Here is a 16,464-nt window from a genome sequence, read left to right as displayed (position 1 = left end):
TCTCATCAACAATTCATAATTATTAAGGCGTGATACTTTAAGTGTCACGCCTTTTTTACTTTATCTTGATGGTAGATGTTATTGGATTTAATAAGAAGTATTGGCAGCCATTTATAAACAACAATATAATTCACTTTCCATTTTTTGCCTACAATCTGTTATGGCGAAAATTGCTTGAACGAGTACCATTAAAAATGATGGGACGATATATGGTACAAAAGTCAAACTAATTCATTAAAAAAGGCGTTTTTAAACATGCAAACCCCACCGATTTTAGGCATGGGAGGATTGCCTATCGTCATTAGGACGATGACAATCAGTACATTTATATCGAAAGCGCTGTTCTAAAAGAATAAAAACCTGGTATCGTCTTACTATGGTAAAATACAGATAATTCATGGTGATAGTCTCTTACATCTATGGTTAACATAAGTATGCTTTTGAGTAAGCTATGGTTAAAAATAGAACTGATAGATTGAGATTTACACTCTTGGGCGTTAATCTTGCCTCTATTCTTCGATTAGATTGTCGCACTTCGGAGTTGAATTTGAGTTATCTTAATTATGGTATAGTAAAATGAGTAAAAAAATATTTACAGGAAAAGTAACAGGTCATTATAAAAATGGTCAACTAAGGATTGAGGAAAATTATGAAGATGGAAAGTTAAATGGTATTCGTAATAGTTATTATGAAAACGGTCAGTTAGAAAAAGAGGGAACTTATAGAAAAGGCAATAGAGAAGGCATTTATAAGCATTATTGGTCTAATGGAAAACTAATGGAGGAAAAGTTTTATGTAAATGGGAAAGAAGATGGTATTTGTAAAAGCTATTATAGAAACGGTCAGTTAGAGTCGGAATTGACTTATGAAAATGGGACTTTAGAAGGTGTTTGGAAATATTATAATGAAAATGGTCAAGTAACAGTACAAATTTTTAAAAATGGGAAAGAAGACGGTTTTTATCAAACTTATCATTGTAATGGTGAACTAGAGAATGAAGCGTTGTATATAAATGGAAAATTAGAAGGTGTTTGGAGGTGTTATAATGAAAATGGTAGATTAACAGTGGAAAAAAACTATGTTAATGGTATTAGAAATGGTCTGTTTAAATATTATAATGAATACGGTAAATTAGAGGCGGAAGGCGTTTATAAAAATGATCAATTAGATGGTCTTTATAAAGCCTATGATGAGGAAGGAATATTGCAAGCTGAGGAATATTATAAAAACGGAGAGCGAGAGGGGCTTTTTAAGAGTTATCATAAAAATGGTATAATAGAAGTAGAAGGAACTTATAAAAATGGTAAGAAAGACGGTATTTGGAAAAGCTATAGTGAAGATGGTCATTTAATTCAAGAAACGACTTATAATAATGATTAGTTAGATGGAATCTTTAAAAAATTGCAGCAATTGACAATTAGTGTTGGAAGGAATAAATCTTGTCCTCCATTTTGTAGCGGGCTTAGAAAACCATATCGACCTATTTAGCTAAGCAATGTCCATTCGAATAGTGCTTTCTAGTGCTTTTAGCGCGGAAGTCACCTATGGCGGCTTGCCGTTACTCTACCCCATATCAAAAGTGCATTATATTATTGTTTTACAATGGGTGGCCTGATTTATTCCTAATTGATTTGGAGATTATAGATAAAGTTACTTACTTACTTACTTACTTACTTACTTACTTACTTACTTACTTACTTACTTACTTACTTACTTACTTACTTACTTACTTACTTACTTACTTACTTACTTACTTACTTACTTACTTACTTACTTACTTACTTACTTACTTACTTACTTACTTACTTACTTACTTACTTACTTACTTACTTACTTACTTACTTACTTTAATGGGCTGGCGACTATTTAATTGAATTATTTCTAACTCTATTTTTCCCATCTCTAACTCAATTTCTTTTTGTCTGGTTGAGTAAGTTTGGTTAGTTATGTTGTTTAATGACTTCCAAAATTGTTCTTGGTTTTTCTCACTTGATGGATTTGAATTTAGGCCTAGTACGACACTAAATAAGATTGGATAGTTTTGTGAATTTATTTGATCTAGTTCTGCTGCTAGCATTTTTGCCGCTTTAGAATTATTTATATCGCCTTCTGCATTGGTTTCGACCTTACTTAAAGCAAGTTTTAAGCTTGCTTTTGTTGTTTCATCAACAGCATAAATATTCAGTAACTTATCAACTCGAGTAATGTAAGTATATAATTGTTCTTGCTTTGTTGATGGGTCTTGTATCCGTTCTTGGTTGACGAAACCATCTAATCCAACACATCCGTTTAAGATAGTTAAGCTTGATAATAGTAAAAATACTTTCGGTTTCATGTCTCACGTCCTTGTAAGCAATATTTATTGTTTATTGATTCTAGTTAGACAATGGCGTAATCGCCAGTAACTCTTTTACAAATTTGTTGCTTGAAGTGCTAGCCTGCATGCAGCTGTCTTATTGGCAAGTTAGCAAATCAAAGACTATCAGTAATGATGGTCTTTTTGTGTTTAAAAGGTAGGGGTAAATCGGGTTTCTATAATTATTTTTTGTTTTGCATAACCAGCAGACAACACTGATGCTAAAGGGATTCTCCATCCCCTGCGAAGTTGCCGCAGGGCGTTGGAATAAATTGCGTGAGTCCGGTCATGGATGACCGGCTAGCTTTCGTAGGTACAGGGACGTTGCCTTCGGAAGTGATAGCAATTTATCCATGAGACCAAGGCCAGTCTCTAATGCATGTAACTTCGCTAGGGGCGTCTTGGAGAATCCAAGGAGGATAGGACGAGCAGTCCTCCTTGGTCGGGTGTGGGGTGAAGCCCCACGACTTTGACTTTGATTTTTCTCAGATTTGCATTTCAGAATTGAGTTAAATTGACTCATACAAATAAATCCAAACCCAAGTTTAAAAAACAAAAAGGCGCCGAAGCGCCTTTTTACTCTTGGAGAAAGGGAAAACTCCTCATCCCACTATGATTTGATTACGCAATCAGATCATACTCATCTTTGAGGATCTTAATGATATCTGCCTTAGGATTCGCTGGCAGCGGAATCGCCGCGCCAGTCACCTTCTCGGCAACGCCGGTGTAAGTGCGTGACACTTGCATCATGGCCTCAAGTGGCAGGTCATTGTCGCGGGCTAGGGCTTCACGCTCTGGCATTCTGTCTTTGTTGAGCAGCACATCAGGATCAGGGAAATGATTTAGCAGGAATTGGCGGAAACCTTCTTTGGAGTTTTCCAGAATCTTGCCATCGCGGTAGGCGGCGCCGTCCCAAATACGTGATGAGTCTGGAGTGCCGACTTCATCCATGTAAATCAGTTTTGAATTGCCATCTTTATCGGTCACATAACCGAACTCAAATTTAGTGTCGACAAACACTTGATCAATGTCGGCCAGTGCTTTTGAAATCACTTTAAAGCCATCTTTTAACAGCTTCTCGTACAGGTCGATATCTTCTAACTTTTCAAAGCCAAAGGCTTGGTAGTTGGCTTGGATATCGCTGCGGCTGATGTTCACGTCATCTTGGGCTGGCACGCCTGGGATGCCGGTTAAAATGCCCTTAGTCGATGGGGTGATTAACAGCTCAGGGAGCTTTTGATCTTTCTCTAAGCCTTCAGGCAGTGTGATGCCACAGAATACTCGCTCGCCCTTAGAGTAAGCGCGCCACATTGAGCCTGTGATGTACTGGCGGCAAATGGCTTCGACTTTAATGGGGCAGGCTTTCTGGACTATCCATACGAACGGGTGCGGGATATCCAAAATATGGCTGTCGGCTAGGCCGTTTTCGGCGAACAGTTTAAACCAGTGGTTAGAAATCGCGTTTAATGCCGCGCCTTTACCGGGAATGCCTTTTAAACCGCCTTCACCGTGGAAGATGCAGTCGAAGGCTGAGATACGGTCGCTGATCACCATGATGGCGAGTGGGGTATCTTCGGGGACGTTATAACCCTTGGTTTTGATTAAACGGCGGCTGTCGGCATCGGTTAGCCAGTAAACGCTGCGAACCTTGCCGCTGTGGACTGGGCTGTCGGTGCGGATTGGCAAATCGTTATTCACGGCTAATACGGAATCAGCAAGACTCATGACGAGTATTCCTTAGGATAGAGAGTGTAGGGATAAGGTTTTTATAAGTGTCGGTTTGCAGATGGACTATAGCGTTAGCAACAGCCAGATTCATTGCAACCGCTTTATTATTCGCGCTTGGCTTAGGGTGTAAATCGCTCAGCCAGTTTGCGGGATTTGATGTTAAATCTTGAACAGCAAAAGTGGTATTTTCGGGCGGTGTTTGAATTGTGTTGGGTGGAGATAATGCAAGGGATGGAACAAACGCGGGGCAAGGTTGGCACCACAGTGAAAGTGGTCTGCGAAAGCGGGCTGGGCCCGTGCCATTTTGCTCGAAAATGCTAACCATTAATCCGAGAGAACCTTGTTCTAGACTGCCGCGAAAAAGTGGCGACATTCTACCTTTTTTGACAAAATTTGCCACGGCTATTTGCATCGTTCTTTGCACAGATCTTTACACAGCCCTTTACACTGCTCTTTACATAGTTCTGTGGCTTGAATCTAGCGGGCATAAGGATTTGCAAGGGAATCACGCGCTAACACTCAGTGCTGAGCATGATGGAGGGCTGGTGTTCTGCGGACGAGCTAATGTTGAAGGGCTGTATTTTAGCGCGCTGATGTGCGAGCTTATGACGTAGCTGCAGCCGACAAGACCATCAAGCCAAATATCCAATGGAGGGAATATGAGCACAAGTCAGCATGTACAGAATGATAATCAACGAGAGCTAGTATTAGAGCGGATTATCGATGCGCCGCCAGAAAAGCTGTTCCGCGCGTGGACCGAGCCAGAACTCCTCAAAATTTGGTTTACGCCAAGGCCGTGGACAGTGGCTAACGCGAGCTTAGATGTGCGTGCCGGTGGTTCAAATGTGATTGTGATGCGCAGTCCTGAGGGACAGGATTTCCCGAATCGTGGCGTGTATCTCGAGGTGGTTGAGAATGAGCGCATCGTATTTACCGATGCCTTTACTGAGGCTTGGGTGCCGTCCGATAAAGCCTTTATGACGGCAACCATCATGTTTGAACCTATAGATGGTAAGACCAAGTACACTGCGCGGGTGCTGCATTGGAATAGCGAAGATAGGCAGAATCATGAGGATATGGGGTTTTATCAGGGGTGGTCTAAGGCGACCGATCAGCTTGAGGAACTCGTCGCGAGCATTTAGCCGGAGAGTCTCAAGCCTTGTATCAGAGAGTCAATAATAAGCAGTATCTAGCCCAATTGCCCTGCATATTTTATTGCTGGGGATTGGGCAGGATTAGAGGTGTTATGTCGTCACAGAAAGAAGTCTTGCAGCTTACACAATCACAGCTTGCGCCATCGCAACTCGCGCAAAGCGCTGCTTTGCAGGGCAATAGTTTTTTATCAAAACAGTTCAATGGCTTGTCGGAATTAGCCCAAGATCTACAGGGCATCGAGTTTGAGGATTGCTGCTTTCAAGATTGCCATTTTAGCGAGAGCACTTTCCGTAAATGCAAGTTTATCGATTGCCGCTTTGTGCGTTGCAACTTAAGTTTAGTAAAAGTGCCCCAGTGTCAGTTCAGCGGGGTGGAGTTTGAAGAGTGTAAGTTAGTCGGTATCGATTGGACCCGAGCCGCGTGGTCGCGTTTATCCTTTGCCGCGCCCTTTTCCTTTAAGCAATGCATCTTAAATGATTGCTCATTTTTAGGTTTGTCCCTCGATGAAATTATCATTGAAGAGTGCAAGGCCCACGATGTCGATTTTCGCGAGGGCAGTTTTAATCAAGCCAATTTCACCTACACGGATTTTAGTCATAGTCTGTTTGGCCGAACTCAATTATTGGAGGCGGATTTCAGCGAGGCATCCAATTACGATATCGACATTTTTAACAATAAAATCAAAGGCGCTAAGTTTAGCCGCGACGAAGCGATTCGGCTGCTCAACTGCCTCGATATAGAATTAATGGATTAAGGATTGTGGTAGGTTTTTACTCAGCTTTTCACTCAGCATAGTGATGCTCATTCCACGAGTGTTATCGCAATTTACTGAGATATCTGTTTTTTTGAAGCCGCCATTTGTCCCATCTGGCGGCTTTTTCTGTCCGTTTTTTAAGACCTATTGATCTTATTCACGTATTTCAAGGTCAGTCTTAGGTTTTAGTTGCGGTAGATCACACCGAGCTTCCCCATGTGGTTTACCACAATACCCACCTACCTCTTTCGGGATAACAATCTCTGTGGATGAGCAGTGTATTCAGCGTATGCCGTGTATTTTGAAGATATGGTGGCGCTGTTTTAACGCTTTATAACTAAAAAAGTAATCAAATCAGTGAGCAAACCTCTGCTCGATGGCGTCCAATGTGGCGACTGGCGGGTGGGATGAGCGTGATGGAGGTAACCATGATTGAGCTTAATAGGCGAACCTTTTTAAAGGGAGCAGGAGCGAGCAGCGCTACGTGTGCGTTGGCCAGTCTGCTGCCGGGCAGCTTAGCGGCATTAGAGAATAAGCAGCTAAAGGGCATGGGCAAAGACATTGCCAGTATTTGTGAAATGTGTTCGACTCGCTGCCCGATTTCGGCGCGGGTGATTGAGGGCAAAAACGTCTTCATTAGTGGCAACAAGGCCGCTAAATCCTTTGGCGGTAAAGTGTGTGCCCGTGGCGGCGCAGGCCATAGTTTATTGTACGATCCACAGCGTATCGTTAAACCGTTAAAGCGGGTCGGTGAGCGCGGCGAAGGTAAATGGGCTGAGATCAGTTGGGATGAGGCTTATAAATTAATCGCTGAAAACCTCAATAAAATCAAAAAAGAACATGGCCCAGAAGCCGTGGCATTCTCGTCAAAATCTGGCTCACAAGAAAAGCATTTGTTTCACCTTGCGACCGCCTTTGGTAGTCCAAATACCTTTACCCACGCGTCGACTTGCCCTGGTGGTTATGAAATTGCCGCTAAGGCTATTTTTGGCACTAAGGTCAAACGTGATTTAAGTAATTCTAAATACATCATTAACTTCGGCCATAACCTGTACGAAGGCATCAATATGTCCGAAACCCGCGGCATGATGGCGGCGCAGATGGACAAAGGTGCCAAGCTGGTGGTGTTCGAGCCAAGATTCTCCATTGTGGCCGACAAGGCCGATGAATGGTACGCCATTCGTCCCGGTACCGACGTGGCCGTCGCCTTGGCGTTATGTCATGTATTGATTGAAGATAATCTTTACGACAAGGCATTTGTCGCGCGCTATGTGGAAGGCTTCGAAGCCTTTGCCGCCGAAGTTAAAGCCTATACCCCTGAATGGGCAGAAACCATCTCCGATGTGCCTGCCAAAGACATCCGTCGTATCGCCCACGAATATGCCGCTAAAGCGCCCCATGCTGTGGTCGATTTTGGTCACCGAGCTACCTTTACCACCGAAGAGTTTGAGATGCGCCGCGCCCTTTACGCCGCTAACGTCTTGATTGGTAACATCGAGCGTAAGGGCGGGATTTATATTGGCCAGAAACCCGGTGATTACAACAAGCTTGCCGGTGAAGCGGTTGCGCCCGTATTGGCAAAACCTGGCGTGAAAGACATGCCAAAACCAGCAGCGAAACGTATCGATCAGGTGGAAGAGCAGTACGCCATGATGTGGACATCGGGCGGCGTTTACCAAACTATTCTCGATGCCACATTAAGCGCTGTACCTTACCAGTTACACGGCTGGGTGATGTCACGCACTAACCCAATGCAAACCATGACAGACAGAGCGCGCGTTGTTGAAGCGATGAAAAAGCTCGACTTTATCGCCGTGTGTGATGTGTATATCAGCGAAACCGCCGCCTATGCGGACGTGATTTTACCTGAGTCGACTTATCTTGAACGTGATGAAGAAATTGCTGATAAGTCAGGTAAAAATCCGGCCTATTATGTGCGCCAACGGGTCGTAGAAACCTTAGGTGATACTAAGCCTTCTTGGCAGATCTTTAAGGATGTGGGTGTGGCTATGGGCCTTGGCGAGTTCTATCCATGGGAAAACATGGAAACCCTGCAAATGCTGCAGGTGAACCGCGACACTGACCTGCTGCGCCGGATCAAAGACGAAGGTTTTGTGAGCTTCGGTAAGCCAATTATGTTGTGCGAGCCTAAGATGGTTGCCGAGTTTATTAAGGCATACCCCAATGCGCGGCCAGCCGATGAAGACGGCACTTACGCCAGTGCACTGACCTTTAAAACCCCTAGTGGCAAGATTGAACTCACTTCCGCGAAAGTCGAAGCCATGGCACCGGGCCGTGGGGTGATCAAGTTCCGCGAAGTGAATCTTAAAAAAGCAGATGAGTTGTACTTTATCCAAGGCAAAGTGGCGGTGCACACCAATGGCGCCACCCACAATGTGCCTATGCTCGCTAACCTGATGTCGGATAACGCTGTGTGGGTTCACCCCGTTACTGCGGGCAAGTTAGGGATCAGCAATGGCGACCCAATCCGCCTCACCAGCAGTGTAGGCACAGAAGAAGGCCATGCCTTAGTCACGCCGGGCATTCGTCAAGATACTGTGTTTGCTTACATGGGCTTTGGTTCTAAAAACAAAGAGTTGGTCAGAGCAACGGGCAAAGGTATCCACTGCGGTAACTTACTACCGCACGTGACTGCTCCTGTGTGTGGCATGACAGTGCACACCACGGGCGTCACGCTGGCAAAGCGCTAATCGGAGGCTTAAATGAATAAACGATATGTAATGGTGCACGACGAGAATAAGTGCATCGGCTGCCAAGCTTGTAACGTGGCGTGTCGCAGTGAAAATGGCGTACCCGAAGGCGTAACTCGTCTGCAAGTGCGTGTGGAAGGCCCCTTTGGTGAGATGCCCAATCTGCATTTCAAATATCACAGGGTATCTTGCCAGCAATGTGAAGATGCACCCTGCGTTAAAGTGTGCCCAACAGGCGCGGCCTATGTGGGTGAAGATGGCATTATCTCTATCCATACCGAGAAGTGTGTCGGTTGTATGTACTGTGTGGCAGCGTGCCCTTATAAAGTGCGCTTTATGAACCCAGAAACCAAGGCGGCGGACAAGTGTAACTTCTGTAAAGACAGTCGTTTAGCACGGGGCGAAGAGCCAGCGTGTGTGACAGTGTGTCCAACCGATGCCTTGGTTTTTGGTGATGCCAATGATCCGCAGAGTGAAGTGGCCATCATGCTCAACACTAAAATCACTTACCAAGATAAAACCCATTTGGGCACAAAACCTAGGGTATATCGCGTTCCTACCAAAAGAGGGGGGATTTGATTATGAACAATACTTGGGGCGACATGGCGCAATATGATCCTGTCACTTGGCACTGGGTCATCGCCGTTTACCTGTTTATGGCGGGGTTATCCGCGGGCAGTTTATTGATTGGCATTGGTTTACGCTGGGCGAATAAGGAACTCAGCGCGGGAGCTGAAAGCAGCATTCTTAAGGCGGCAGCCATTATTGGGCCTGTAGCAATTAGCTTAGGTCTAGCTTGCTTAGTGTTTGACTTAACCAAACCATTCCACTTTTGGCTGATCTTAATTCACTATAACTTCCAGTCTGTGATGGCAATCGGGGTGCTGGCGCTGCTGGCGTATTCTCCCTTAGCTTTTGCGTACGCCATTATTGTGCTGCGGGATGACTTACCAAAATGGGGTTTGGGTTTCCTAACACCTATCGCTAAGTTACTTATGCCATTTCGAAGGCTGATTGAAGTATTGTTGTTTGTCCTCGCCATTGGCGTAGGGGCTTACACTGGCTTCTTAATTTCGGCGATGAATGCCTATCCTATGCTCAACACTGCGGTGCTGCCTGCGCTGTTTTTAGTGTCAGGTCTATCGGCGGGCGCTGCGGCAAATGCGGTACTGGCGTTGCTGATGTTTAAGACTGACAGCCACGACAAAACTTTAGTGAAGATGCACGGTTTAGAATTGCCTGTGATGGCGATTGAAATTCTATTCCTGTTCATGTTGTTTTGCGCCTTGTACTTCAAGGGCGGCGCGGCAGCTGCGGCCTTAGCATCGTTAACGTCTGGGCTATGGGCAAGCGTGTTCTGGATAGGTGTTGTCGGTATCGGCTTTGGTATTCCATTGCTGTTTATGCTGCTACCCGCCGCGACTCGCCACACTAAGGGCGCGATGATCATGGTTGCTTGTGCGAGCTTAACGGGCGTACTCGCCTTAAGACACTTTATTGTGTACGCAGGGCAAAGCTATTTAAGCTGAGTGTAAGCTTGCTTTACGTATTGATAGATAAAGAAAAAGCACTGGCAATGTCAGTGCTTTTTTATTGTTTGAATCTTGAGAAGGTTTGCCAGTACAAGCGGGACGCTTATTGGGGTAATAACTCGATAACCGACTTCACCGTTAGCACTAAGGCGCTGATACTGCACAGGACTAACGTCGCCATCTTTGTCTTCTCTTTATCGACACGGCCCACTAATCGTCCTGCGACTAAGTAACCTAAAATCACTGAGGGTAGCAGCATCAACGACAGCCACAGATGTTTTAATTCTAATAAGCCAGTGATTGCTAAAATGATCAGTGCAATCATGGAGCTAAAAATGAAGAAGGCCGACAGGGCGGCGCGAAACTGCGAGGCATCTTTGCCCGATAATAGAATCGCCATCGGCGGGCCACCAATCGCGGCGATATTGCCGAAGATCCCTGAAACCACGCCCGCACCGAAGAGGGTTTTCTTATTCACTGGCAGGCTGAATTTATATAGGCTGAGGATCACTGCGACAGTCACAATGGCGGCGATGGATAAACCCAGTATGGGCTGAGGCGCAAACAGCAATAAACTCGCGCCGATAAAACCGCCGGGCACGCGACCTAGGAGCGCATATTGCAGGCCATTGAATTCTAAGTGGCCGCGTTCACGCACTAAGGTCAGCAGGGCGATGGAGAAACCCATAGCAATCACAGGCGCTGGCACGAGTTGTGGATCGACGATATACAGCAAAGGACTGGCTACAACCGCAAGCCCAAACCCAATCAGACTTTGGGTTAAGGCGCCCAGAAACACGACCAGCGAGGCTAAGGCGAGTGTCTGTGGATCTATCATAGAAAACATAGGATTTCCTATATCCCAAACCACCTCAAGATAGTGAAATTTAAAGTTTGAAGTCGCTTGGGTATAAACAAAAAGGGATCGTTAACGATCCCTATTGATGAGCACTGTGATATGACTTTGAAAGCGACGAGTCGCTATTCCATGTCTTCCCACTCGATTCCCATTTGATCCATCAACAACTTGGCTTCGGCAGGAATGCTGTCTGGGTTGTCTTTTGACAGATCTTCATCGTTGGGCAATGGCTGACCAGTGTAGGCGTGCAAAAATGCCTCACACAACAGCTCGCTGTTGGTGGCGTGACGCAAATTATTGACCTGACGACGAGTACGTTCGTCCGTGAGGACCTTAAGCACTTTGAGCGGAATAGACACAGTAATTTTTTTTACTTGTTCATTCTTCTTGCCATGTTCAGCATAGGGGCTGATGTATTCCCCATTCCATTCAGTCATTGACTCACCTGTTATAACGCTAAATTCGGGGCAGATTTTAAACCCTTACAAACAACAGTCAAATTATTGCTACTATTTCTTTGTGATTGCAAACAGATTTCTTTATGTTCAGACGTCTAAACGTCTTCACGCCTATTGACGATGGCGTTGGGCTTAGGTACATTTAGACGTCCAGACATCTCTATCAGTCTACCGAATTTAGGAGTCCACCCATGGCAGAGCGTCAATTAGCCACACTGGCAGTGCGTCAGGGTATCGAAAGCGATACTCAATATGGTGCAGTTGTGCCACCGATTTATTTGTCGACTAATTACGCCTTCGATGGTCATAAAAATCCCCGCGAATTCGATTACAGTCGTTCAGGCAACCCAACGCGCTGCATTTTAGGCGAAGCATTAGCCCAATTAGAAAAGGGCGCCACTGGTATAGTGACCTGCACTGGCATGGCGGCCATCACCTTAGTGACCACCTTACTCGGCCCCGATGACCTATTAGTTGTGCCCCATGATTGCTATGGTGGTTCCTACCGTTTATTTACCAACTTGGCGAAGAAAGGCCAGTTTAAGCTCATTGTGGTCGACCAAACCGACAGCCAAGCGTTAGCCGCCGCCATTGCGCAGAATCCTAAGATGGTGTGGCTCGAAACCCCATCGAACCCGTTATTGCGTGTGGTGGATATCGAAGCCATTGCTAAGGTGAGCCATGAGGTCGGCGCGCTGGTGGTGGTTGATAACACCTTTTTATCGCCGATATTGCAACAACCCCTATTGTTAGGCGCGGATATCGTTATCCACTCCACCACTAAATATATCAATGGTCACAGCGATGTGGTCGGCGGCGCAGTGGTCGCCAAAGACGCGCAAATCGGCGAAAGCTTACATTGGTGGTCGAACACTCTAGGCTTAACGGGGTCAGCCTTCGACAGTTATCTGACCCTGCGCGGCCTGCGTACCTTAGCGGTGCGTATTCGCGAGCATCAAACCAATGCCCAGCGTATTATTGAGGTATTAACCCAAAGCCCTGTGGTGAGTAAAGTCTATTACCCAGGGCTTGCGGATCACCCAGGCCACGCCATTGCGGCCAAGCAACAACAGGGCTTTGGCGCTATGCTGAGTTTTGAACTCAAAGGCGGCGAGGCCGAAGTGGTGGCCTTTTTAGGTGCACTCAGCTTATTTAGCGTGGCGGAAAGTTTAGGTGGCGTCGAAAGTTTAGTGGCAGTGCCCGCCACTATGACCCACAGAGCCATGGAGCCGCAGGCGCGCTTCGAGGCTGGTATTAAGGACACCCTATTGCGTCTATCGGTGGGTATTGAAGATGCCGCCGATTTAGTTGCAGATATTCAAGCAGGATTAGCCGCCGTTGCGGCTTGTCAGTAGAGGAATAATAGATGGCACGTTGTCACTTACATAAATTTGGTGGCTCCAGTTTAGCGGATGCCGATTGTTATCGTCGAGTCGCCCATATCCTGTTAACCCACGGTCATAGTGATGATCTTGTGGTGGTCTCTGCGGCGGGTAAAAGCACGAATTTCCTGTATAAATTATTAGCGCTGCGTGATGCGGGTCAGCTATGGCAAGAAGAGTTACAAGTGCTGATCAGCTACCAACAGGGGTTGATTGAGCAGTTGTTGTCGAATGAACAAGCCCGCGATCTGCGTGAGCGTTTGGCCACGGATAAAGCGCAACTCATCAGCTTGTTGTCCTTAGACGAGCGCAACGAATACCAAATCAACCATGTGGTGAGCTTTGGCGAACGTTGGTCGGCACGTTTAATGGCGGCGCTACTGCGCGAATCTGGCGTGGCGGCAAGCCATGTGGATGCCTGTTCAATTTTAGTGGCCGATGAAGCCGCTGTGCCACAAATTCGGGTACAAGAATCCCGCGCTAAAGTACAAGCCCTATTAGCCGCGCATCCCAATGAACGCTTAGTGATCACAGGTTTTATCTGCGCTAACGAGCGTGGCGATACCCTATTACTTGGCCGTAATGGTTCAGATTTTAGCGCCAGCCTGATTGCTAGTCTCGCCGATATCGAGCGCGTGACCATTTGGACCGATGTGGAAGGGGTATTCAACGCCGATCCTAATAAAATCAACGATGCCAAGTTACTGAAAAGCATGTCACTTGCCGAAGCCGATCGCCTAGCGCGTTTGGGCTCGCCAGTATTGCATTCGCGCACTCTGCAGCCGTTATTCAATACCGAAGTGAGCTTAGCGGTGCGTTCAAGTTATGCATCGCACACCGACTTCACCTTAATCGCACCCCACAGTTCGTCGGCGAGCGCGCCTGTGGTGACTAATCTCAATGCTGTCGTCCTGTTTGGCTTTAAACTCACGGGGGAGTTAACTCGTTTATTAGATTTATTGATTGCCGCGGGTTTAACGCCATTGGCCCATTGGACCTCTGCCCATCAAAGAGTTGAACTTGCCTATACCGCTGAGAATCAAAAACAAGTTCAAAGATTACTCGATGCCGAGGCAGAAGCATTAGGGATCAGCGAGCAGCAGATCAACACAGATTTTGGTTTAGTCGCATTAGTGAGTGCCGACGCCGAACATTATCGCCGCAGCTTCGCGCGTTTGCTGAGCCGTGATGCTAAACCTTTGTTCAGTGGCGATTTAAGTTTAGTGACGTTAGTGCCTCAGTCACAGGTGAATCTGTTAACCCAAAAAGTCCACCGTCGCTGCGCTGGTCCGCGTAAACGCATTGGCGTCCTGCTGCTCGGTGTGGGTAATATCGGTGAGGCTTGGATCGATCTGTTTAAGTCGGTTTCACCATCACTGGACCATGAACTCGAAGCCAGTGTTGAGTTAGTCGGTTTAGTCAGTTCGAGTAAAGCCTTGATTAAATCCACTGGGATTAATCTTGCCGCGTGGCAAACAGAGTTTAATACTGAAGCAACGCCTTGGCAGTATGAACATTTATTCGAGCAATTAGAGCAAGTTAACTGCGATGAGCTGGTGGCCTTAGATATCAGTGCCAGCGCCAGTTTGACGCTGCAATATCCAGAACTGTTCGAGCGTGGCATCCATGTGGTGAGCGCGAATAAACTTGCGGGCTCGGGTCCACTGCCTTTCTATCGAGAGTTAAAGCAGCAACTGGGTAATCGTCGTTTGTTTTGGCGCTATAACGCCAGCTGTGGCGCAGGTTTACCCATCCAACATGCGCTAAATGATCTGCGTAACAGCGGTGATAGCGTTGAAGCGGTGGGCGGGATTTTCTCTGGCACGCTGTGTTGGTTGTTTGAGAAATACGATACCAGCAAGCCATTTTCAGAATTAGTGATTGAAGCCAGAGGCTTAGGCATTACTGAACCCGATCCCCGCGACGATCTCTCCGGCCGCGATATGCAGCGTAAACTGCTTATCTTAGCCCGTGAGATTGGCCTTGAAATCGAGCTTGAAGATATTGAGCTGCGCTCACTCGTACCAGCCGCTTTGGCGGATATTCCCTTAGATCAATTTCTCACCCGCATTGCCGAGTTAGATGCCGATCTGCTGCAACAGTATGGTGCGGCGGCGGAGCAAAATAAGGTGCTCAGATATGTGGCATCCTTAGACAACAGCGGTCCAGAGCTCAAGGCCGAAGTGGGTTTGCAGTGGATTGACACCCATCACCCTTACGCCAACTTAACCCCTGGTGATAATGTGTTTGTGATCCGCAGTGTCTTCTACCAAGGTAATCCGCTGATCATCCGTGGACCAGGCGCAGGACGCGAAGTGACAGCGGCGGCGGTGCAGTCGGATCTGACCCAGATCTGTCGCGATCTGCTGCAGGAATAATGCGCTATCAAGCCTCTAAAAGGACTCATTCGAGTCCTTTTTTATTGGCTAGAATAAATCTATCGAATTAACCGAGATTAAATGCGGTTTATGGGTATTTTTTGGCTTGACTTACATCTCAGTTTCTCTAGTATATGGACATATAGACGTCCAAACGTCCATTTGAACTAATTCATACTAGCAAAGAGTAGCGCCAAGGGCGGTTGAGGAAATACACATGGCTTTTCATCACGCACAACATTCACAATCGCTGAACCAGAGCTTGTCTGAGCTTAATGGCGATATTAATGTTTCTTTTGAGTTTTTCCCGCCATCGACCCCCGAAATGGAACAGATACTGTGGAATTCTATCCGTCGTTTAGAGCCGCTGAATCCTAAGTTTGTGTCTGTGACTTACGGTGCTAACTCAGGCGTGCGCGACCGCACACACGGCGTGATTGAACGTATCCAACAGGAAACTGACCTCGTTGCCGCGCCGCACTTAACCTTAGTGGATGCCAGCGATGAAGAGCTGTTAGAACTGGCTAAGCATTACTGGAAATCGGGCATTCGTGACATAGTGGCACTGCGTGGTGATTTGCCCGCAGGCAGCCCCAAGCCAACCCGTTTTGCAGCGGATTTAGTGCGTTTGCTGCGCTCTGTGGCTGACTTTGATATTTCCGTTGCGGCTTATCCAGAAGTGCATCCCGATGCGAGTAATGCACAGGCGGATTTGATCAACCTTAAGCGTAAGATTGATGCGGGCGCTAGCCGTGCCATTACCCAATTTTTCTTCGATGTGGAATCTTACCTGCGTTTTCGTGATCGCTGCGTTGCCGCCGGTATCGACGTTGAAATTGTGCCGGGCATTTTACCTGTGACTAACTTTACCCAGCTAAAACGTTTCGCGGGCATGACCAATGTGTCGTTACCGAATTGGTTACATAAGCAATTCGACGGCCTAGAAAACGATGCGGGTACACGCCAATTGGTGGGGGCAAACGTGGCCATCGACATGGTGAAAGTGCTGTCCCGCGAAGGCGTGAAGGATTTCCATTTTTACACCTTAAATCGCGCCGAATTGACCTACGCGATTTGCCACACTTTAGGCGTGCGTCCTAAATAAAACCTTATAAAATAAGCTAATAAAAACGCCGCAGAGAATGCGGCGT

The 16,464-nt window shown here is 46.6% G+C and carries 14 protein-coding genes; 9 read left to right on the top strand and 5 right to left on the bottom strand.

Annotation, left to right across the window (positions count from 1 at the left end):
- Positions 1-576: 576 nt before the first annotated feature.
- On the top strand, positions 577-1,380 hold the full coding sequence (locus tag L5M49_RS09860; protein WP_263265956.1) for a toxin-antitoxin system YwqK family antitoxin: 804 nt from the start codon (positions 577-579) through the stop codon (positions 1,378-1,380).
- 454 nt (positions 1,381-1,834) lie between these two features.
- Here the strand turns inward: L5M49_RS09860 and L5M49_RS09855 are convergent, their stop codons facing one another.
- From L5M49_RS09855 to L5M49_RS09845, 3 genes are all read right to left on the bottom strand, one after another.
- A complete protein-coding gene (locus tag L5M49_RS09855; RefSeq protein ID WP_131526164.1) occupies positions 1,835-2,335 on the bottom strand; it encodes a hypothetical protein in 501 nt (166 codons plus the stop codon).
- 642 nt (positions 2,336-2,977) lie between these two features.
- Entirely contained in the window at positions 2,978-4,081 is a 1,104-nt protein-coding gene (locus L5M49_RS09850) for a phosphoribosylaminoimidazolesuccinocarboxamide synthase (protein WP_263265955.1), read from the bottom strand.
- The gene (locus L5M49_RS09845) at positions 4,068-4,496 is read right to left on the bottom strand and encodes a hypothetical protein (protein ID WP_317630119.1); all 429 of its coding nucleotides are present in this window, start codon (positions 4,494-4,496) and stop codon (positions 4,068-4,070) included. Before L5M49_RS09845 ends, L5M49_RS09850 begins: the two co-directional genes overlap by 14 nt.
- Positions 4,497-4,743: 247 nt before the next feature.
- Between L5M49_RS09845 and L5M49_RS09840 the strand changes: the two genes are divergently transcribed.
- The 5 genes from L5M49_RS09840 to nrfD all read left to right on the top strand — a co-directional run bounded on the left by L5M49_RS09840 (position 4,744) and on the right by nrfD (position 10,233).
- Positions 4,744-5,226, top strand: coding sequence for an SRPBCC family protein (locus tag L5M49_RS09840; RefSeq protein WP_263265953.1), 483 nt, complete (start codon positions 4,744-4,746; stop codon positions 5,224-5,226).
- Positions 5,227-5,330: 104 nt separating this feature from the next.
- Complete coding sequence (locus tag L5M49_RS09835; protein ID WP_263265952.1) at positions 5,331-5,993, top strand: pentapeptide repeat-containing protein; 663 nt, start codon at positions 5,331-5,333, stop codon at positions 5,991-5,993.
- A gap of 428 nt (positions 5,994-6,421) precedes the next feature.
- The gene (gene phsA, locus L5M49_RS09830) at positions 6,422-8,704 is read left to right on the top strand and encodes a thiosulfate reductase PhsA (protein WP_105251315.1); all 2,283 of its coding nucleotides are present in this window, start codon (positions 6,422-6,424) and stop codon (positions 8,702-8,704) included.
- Between the two features lie 12 nt (positions 8,705-8,716).
- Positions 8,717-9,283 (top strand): 4Fe-4S dicluster domain-containing protein, encoded by a 567-nt coding sequence (locus tag L5M49_RS09825; RefSeq protein ID WP_113940053.1) that lies wholly within the window; start codon positions 8,717-8,719, stop codon positions 9,281-9,283.
- 2 nt (positions 9,284-9,285) lie between these two features.
- Positions 9,286-10,233, top strand: a complete 948-nt coding sequence (gene nrfD / locus L5M49_RS09820) for an NrfD/PsrC family molybdoenzyme membrane anchor subunit (protein WP_263222945.1) — start codon at positions 9,286-9,288, stop codon at positions 10,231-10,233.
- Between the two features lie 106 nt (positions 10,234-10,339).
- Here the strand turns inward: nrfD and L5M49_RS09815 are convergent, their stop codons facing one another.
- Together L5M49_RS09815 and metJ are read right to left on the bottom strand one after the other, a co-directional pair.
- Entirely contained in the window at positions 10,340-11,083 is a 744-nt protein-coding gene (locus L5M49_RS09815; protein ID WP_263265951.1) for a sulfite exporter TauE/SafE family protein, read from the bottom strand.
- 134 nt (positions 11,084-11,217) lie between these two features.
- The gene (metJ, locus tag L5M49_RS09810; protein WP_105251319.1) at positions 11,218-11,532 is read right to left on the bottom strand and encodes a met regulon transcriptional regulator MetJ; all 315 of its coding nucleotides are present in this window, start codon (positions 11,530-11,532) and stop codon (positions 11,218-11,220) included.
- A 212-nt stretch (positions 11,533-11,744) separates the two neighbouring features.
- Between metJ and metB the strand changes: the two genes are divergently transcribed.
- The 3 genes from metB to metF all read left to right on the top strand — a co-directional run bounded on the left by metB (position 11,745) and on the right by metF (position 16,418).
- Positions 11,745-12,908, top strand: a complete 1,164-nt coding sequence (gene metB / locus L5M49_RS09805; protein ID WP_212600086.1) for a cystathionine gamma-synthase — start codon at positions 11,745-11,747, stop codon at positions 12,906-12,908.
- Between the two features lie 11 nt (positions 12,909-12,919).
- On the top strand, positions 12,920-15,313 hold the full coding sequence (locus L5M49_RS09800) for a bifunctional aspartate kinase/homoserine dehydrogenase II (RefSeq protein ID WP_105251321.1): 2,394 nt from the start codon (positions 12,920-12,922) through the stop codon (positions 15,311-15,313).
- Between the two features lie 217 nt (positions 15,314-15,530).
- Positions 15,531-16,418, top strand: a complete 888-nt coding sequence (gene metF, locus L5M49_RS09795; RefSeq protein WP_173247104.1) for a methylenetetrahydrofolate reductase — start codon at positions 15,531-15,533, stop codon at positions 16,416-16,418.
- The last annotated feature ends 46 nt before the right edge of the window (positions 16,419-16,464 follow it).

The organism is Shewanella sp. SM74 (assembly GCF_025653725.1).
In the GTDB taxonomy this organism is placed as follows: domain Bacteria; phylum Pseudomonadota; class Gammaproteobacteria; order Enterobacterales; family Shewanellaceae; genus Shewanella; species Shewanella oncorhynchi.
The sequence above is the reverse complement of the archived record's forward strand: the minus strand, read 5'-3'. Positions and strand labels throughout refer to the sequence as shown.

What these genes read in the sequence shown, in the direction of transcription:
- metB (WP_212600086.1), top strand. Translation starts at nt 11,745, where the DNA reads ATGGCAGAGCGTCAATTAGCCACACTGGCAGTGCGTCAGGGTATCGAA.
- L5M49_RS09815 (WP_263265951.1), bottom strand. Translation starts at nt 11,083, where the DNA reads ATGTTTTCTATGATAGATCCACAGACACTCGCCTTAGCCTCGCTGGTC.
- L5M49_RS09845 (WP_317630119.1), bottom strand. Translation starts at nt 4,496, where the DNA reads ATGCAAATAGCCGTGGCAAATTTTGTCAAAAAAGGTAGAATGTCGCCA.
- metF (WP_173247104.1), top strand. Translation starts at nt 15,531, where the DNA reads ATGGCTTTTCATCACGCACAACATTCACAATCGCTGAACCAGAGCTTG.
- metJ (WP_105251319.1), bottom strand. Translation starts at nt 11,532, where the DNA reads ATGACTGAATGGAATGGGGAATACATCAGCCCCTATGCTGAACATGGC.
- L5M49_RS09800 (WP_105251321.1), top strand. Translation starts at nt 12,920, where the DNA reads ATGGCACGTTGTCACTTACATAAATTTGGTGGCTCCAGTTTAGCGGAT.
- L5M49_RS09835 (WP_263265952.1), top strand. Translation starts at nt 5,331, where the DNA reads ATGTCGTCACAGAAAGAAGTCTTGCAGCTTACACAATCACAGCTTGCG.
- L5M49_RS09840 (WP_263265953.1), top strand. Translation starts at nt 4,744, where the DNA reads ATGAGCACAAGTCAGCATGTACAGAATGATAATCAACGAGAGCTAGTA.
- L5M49_RS09860 (WP_263265956.1), top strand. Translation starts at nt 577, where the DNA reads ATGAGTAAAAAAATATTTACAGGAAAAGTAACAGGTCATTATAAAAAT.
- L5M49_RS09850 (WP_263265955.1), bottom strand. Translation starts at nt 4,081, where the DNA reads ATGAGTCTTGCTGATTCCGTATTAGCCGTGAATAACGATTTGCCAATC.
- nrfD (WP_263222945.1), top strand. Translation starts at nt 9,286, where the DNA reads ATGAACAATACTTGGGGCGACATGGCGCAATATGATCCTGTCACTTGG.
- phsA (WP_105251315.1), top strand. Translation starts at nt 6,422, where the DNA reads ATGATTGAGCTTAATAGGCGAACCTTTTTAAAGGGAGCAGGAGCGAGC.
- L5M49_RS09825 (WP_113940053.1), top strand. Translation starts at nt 8,717, where the DNA reads ATGAATAAACGATATGTAATGGTGCACGACGAGAATAAGTGCATCGGC.
- L5M49_RS09855 (WP_131526164.1), bottom strand. Translation starts at nt 2,335, where the DNA reads ATGAAACCGAAAGTATTTTTACTATTATCAAGCTTAACTATCTTAAAC.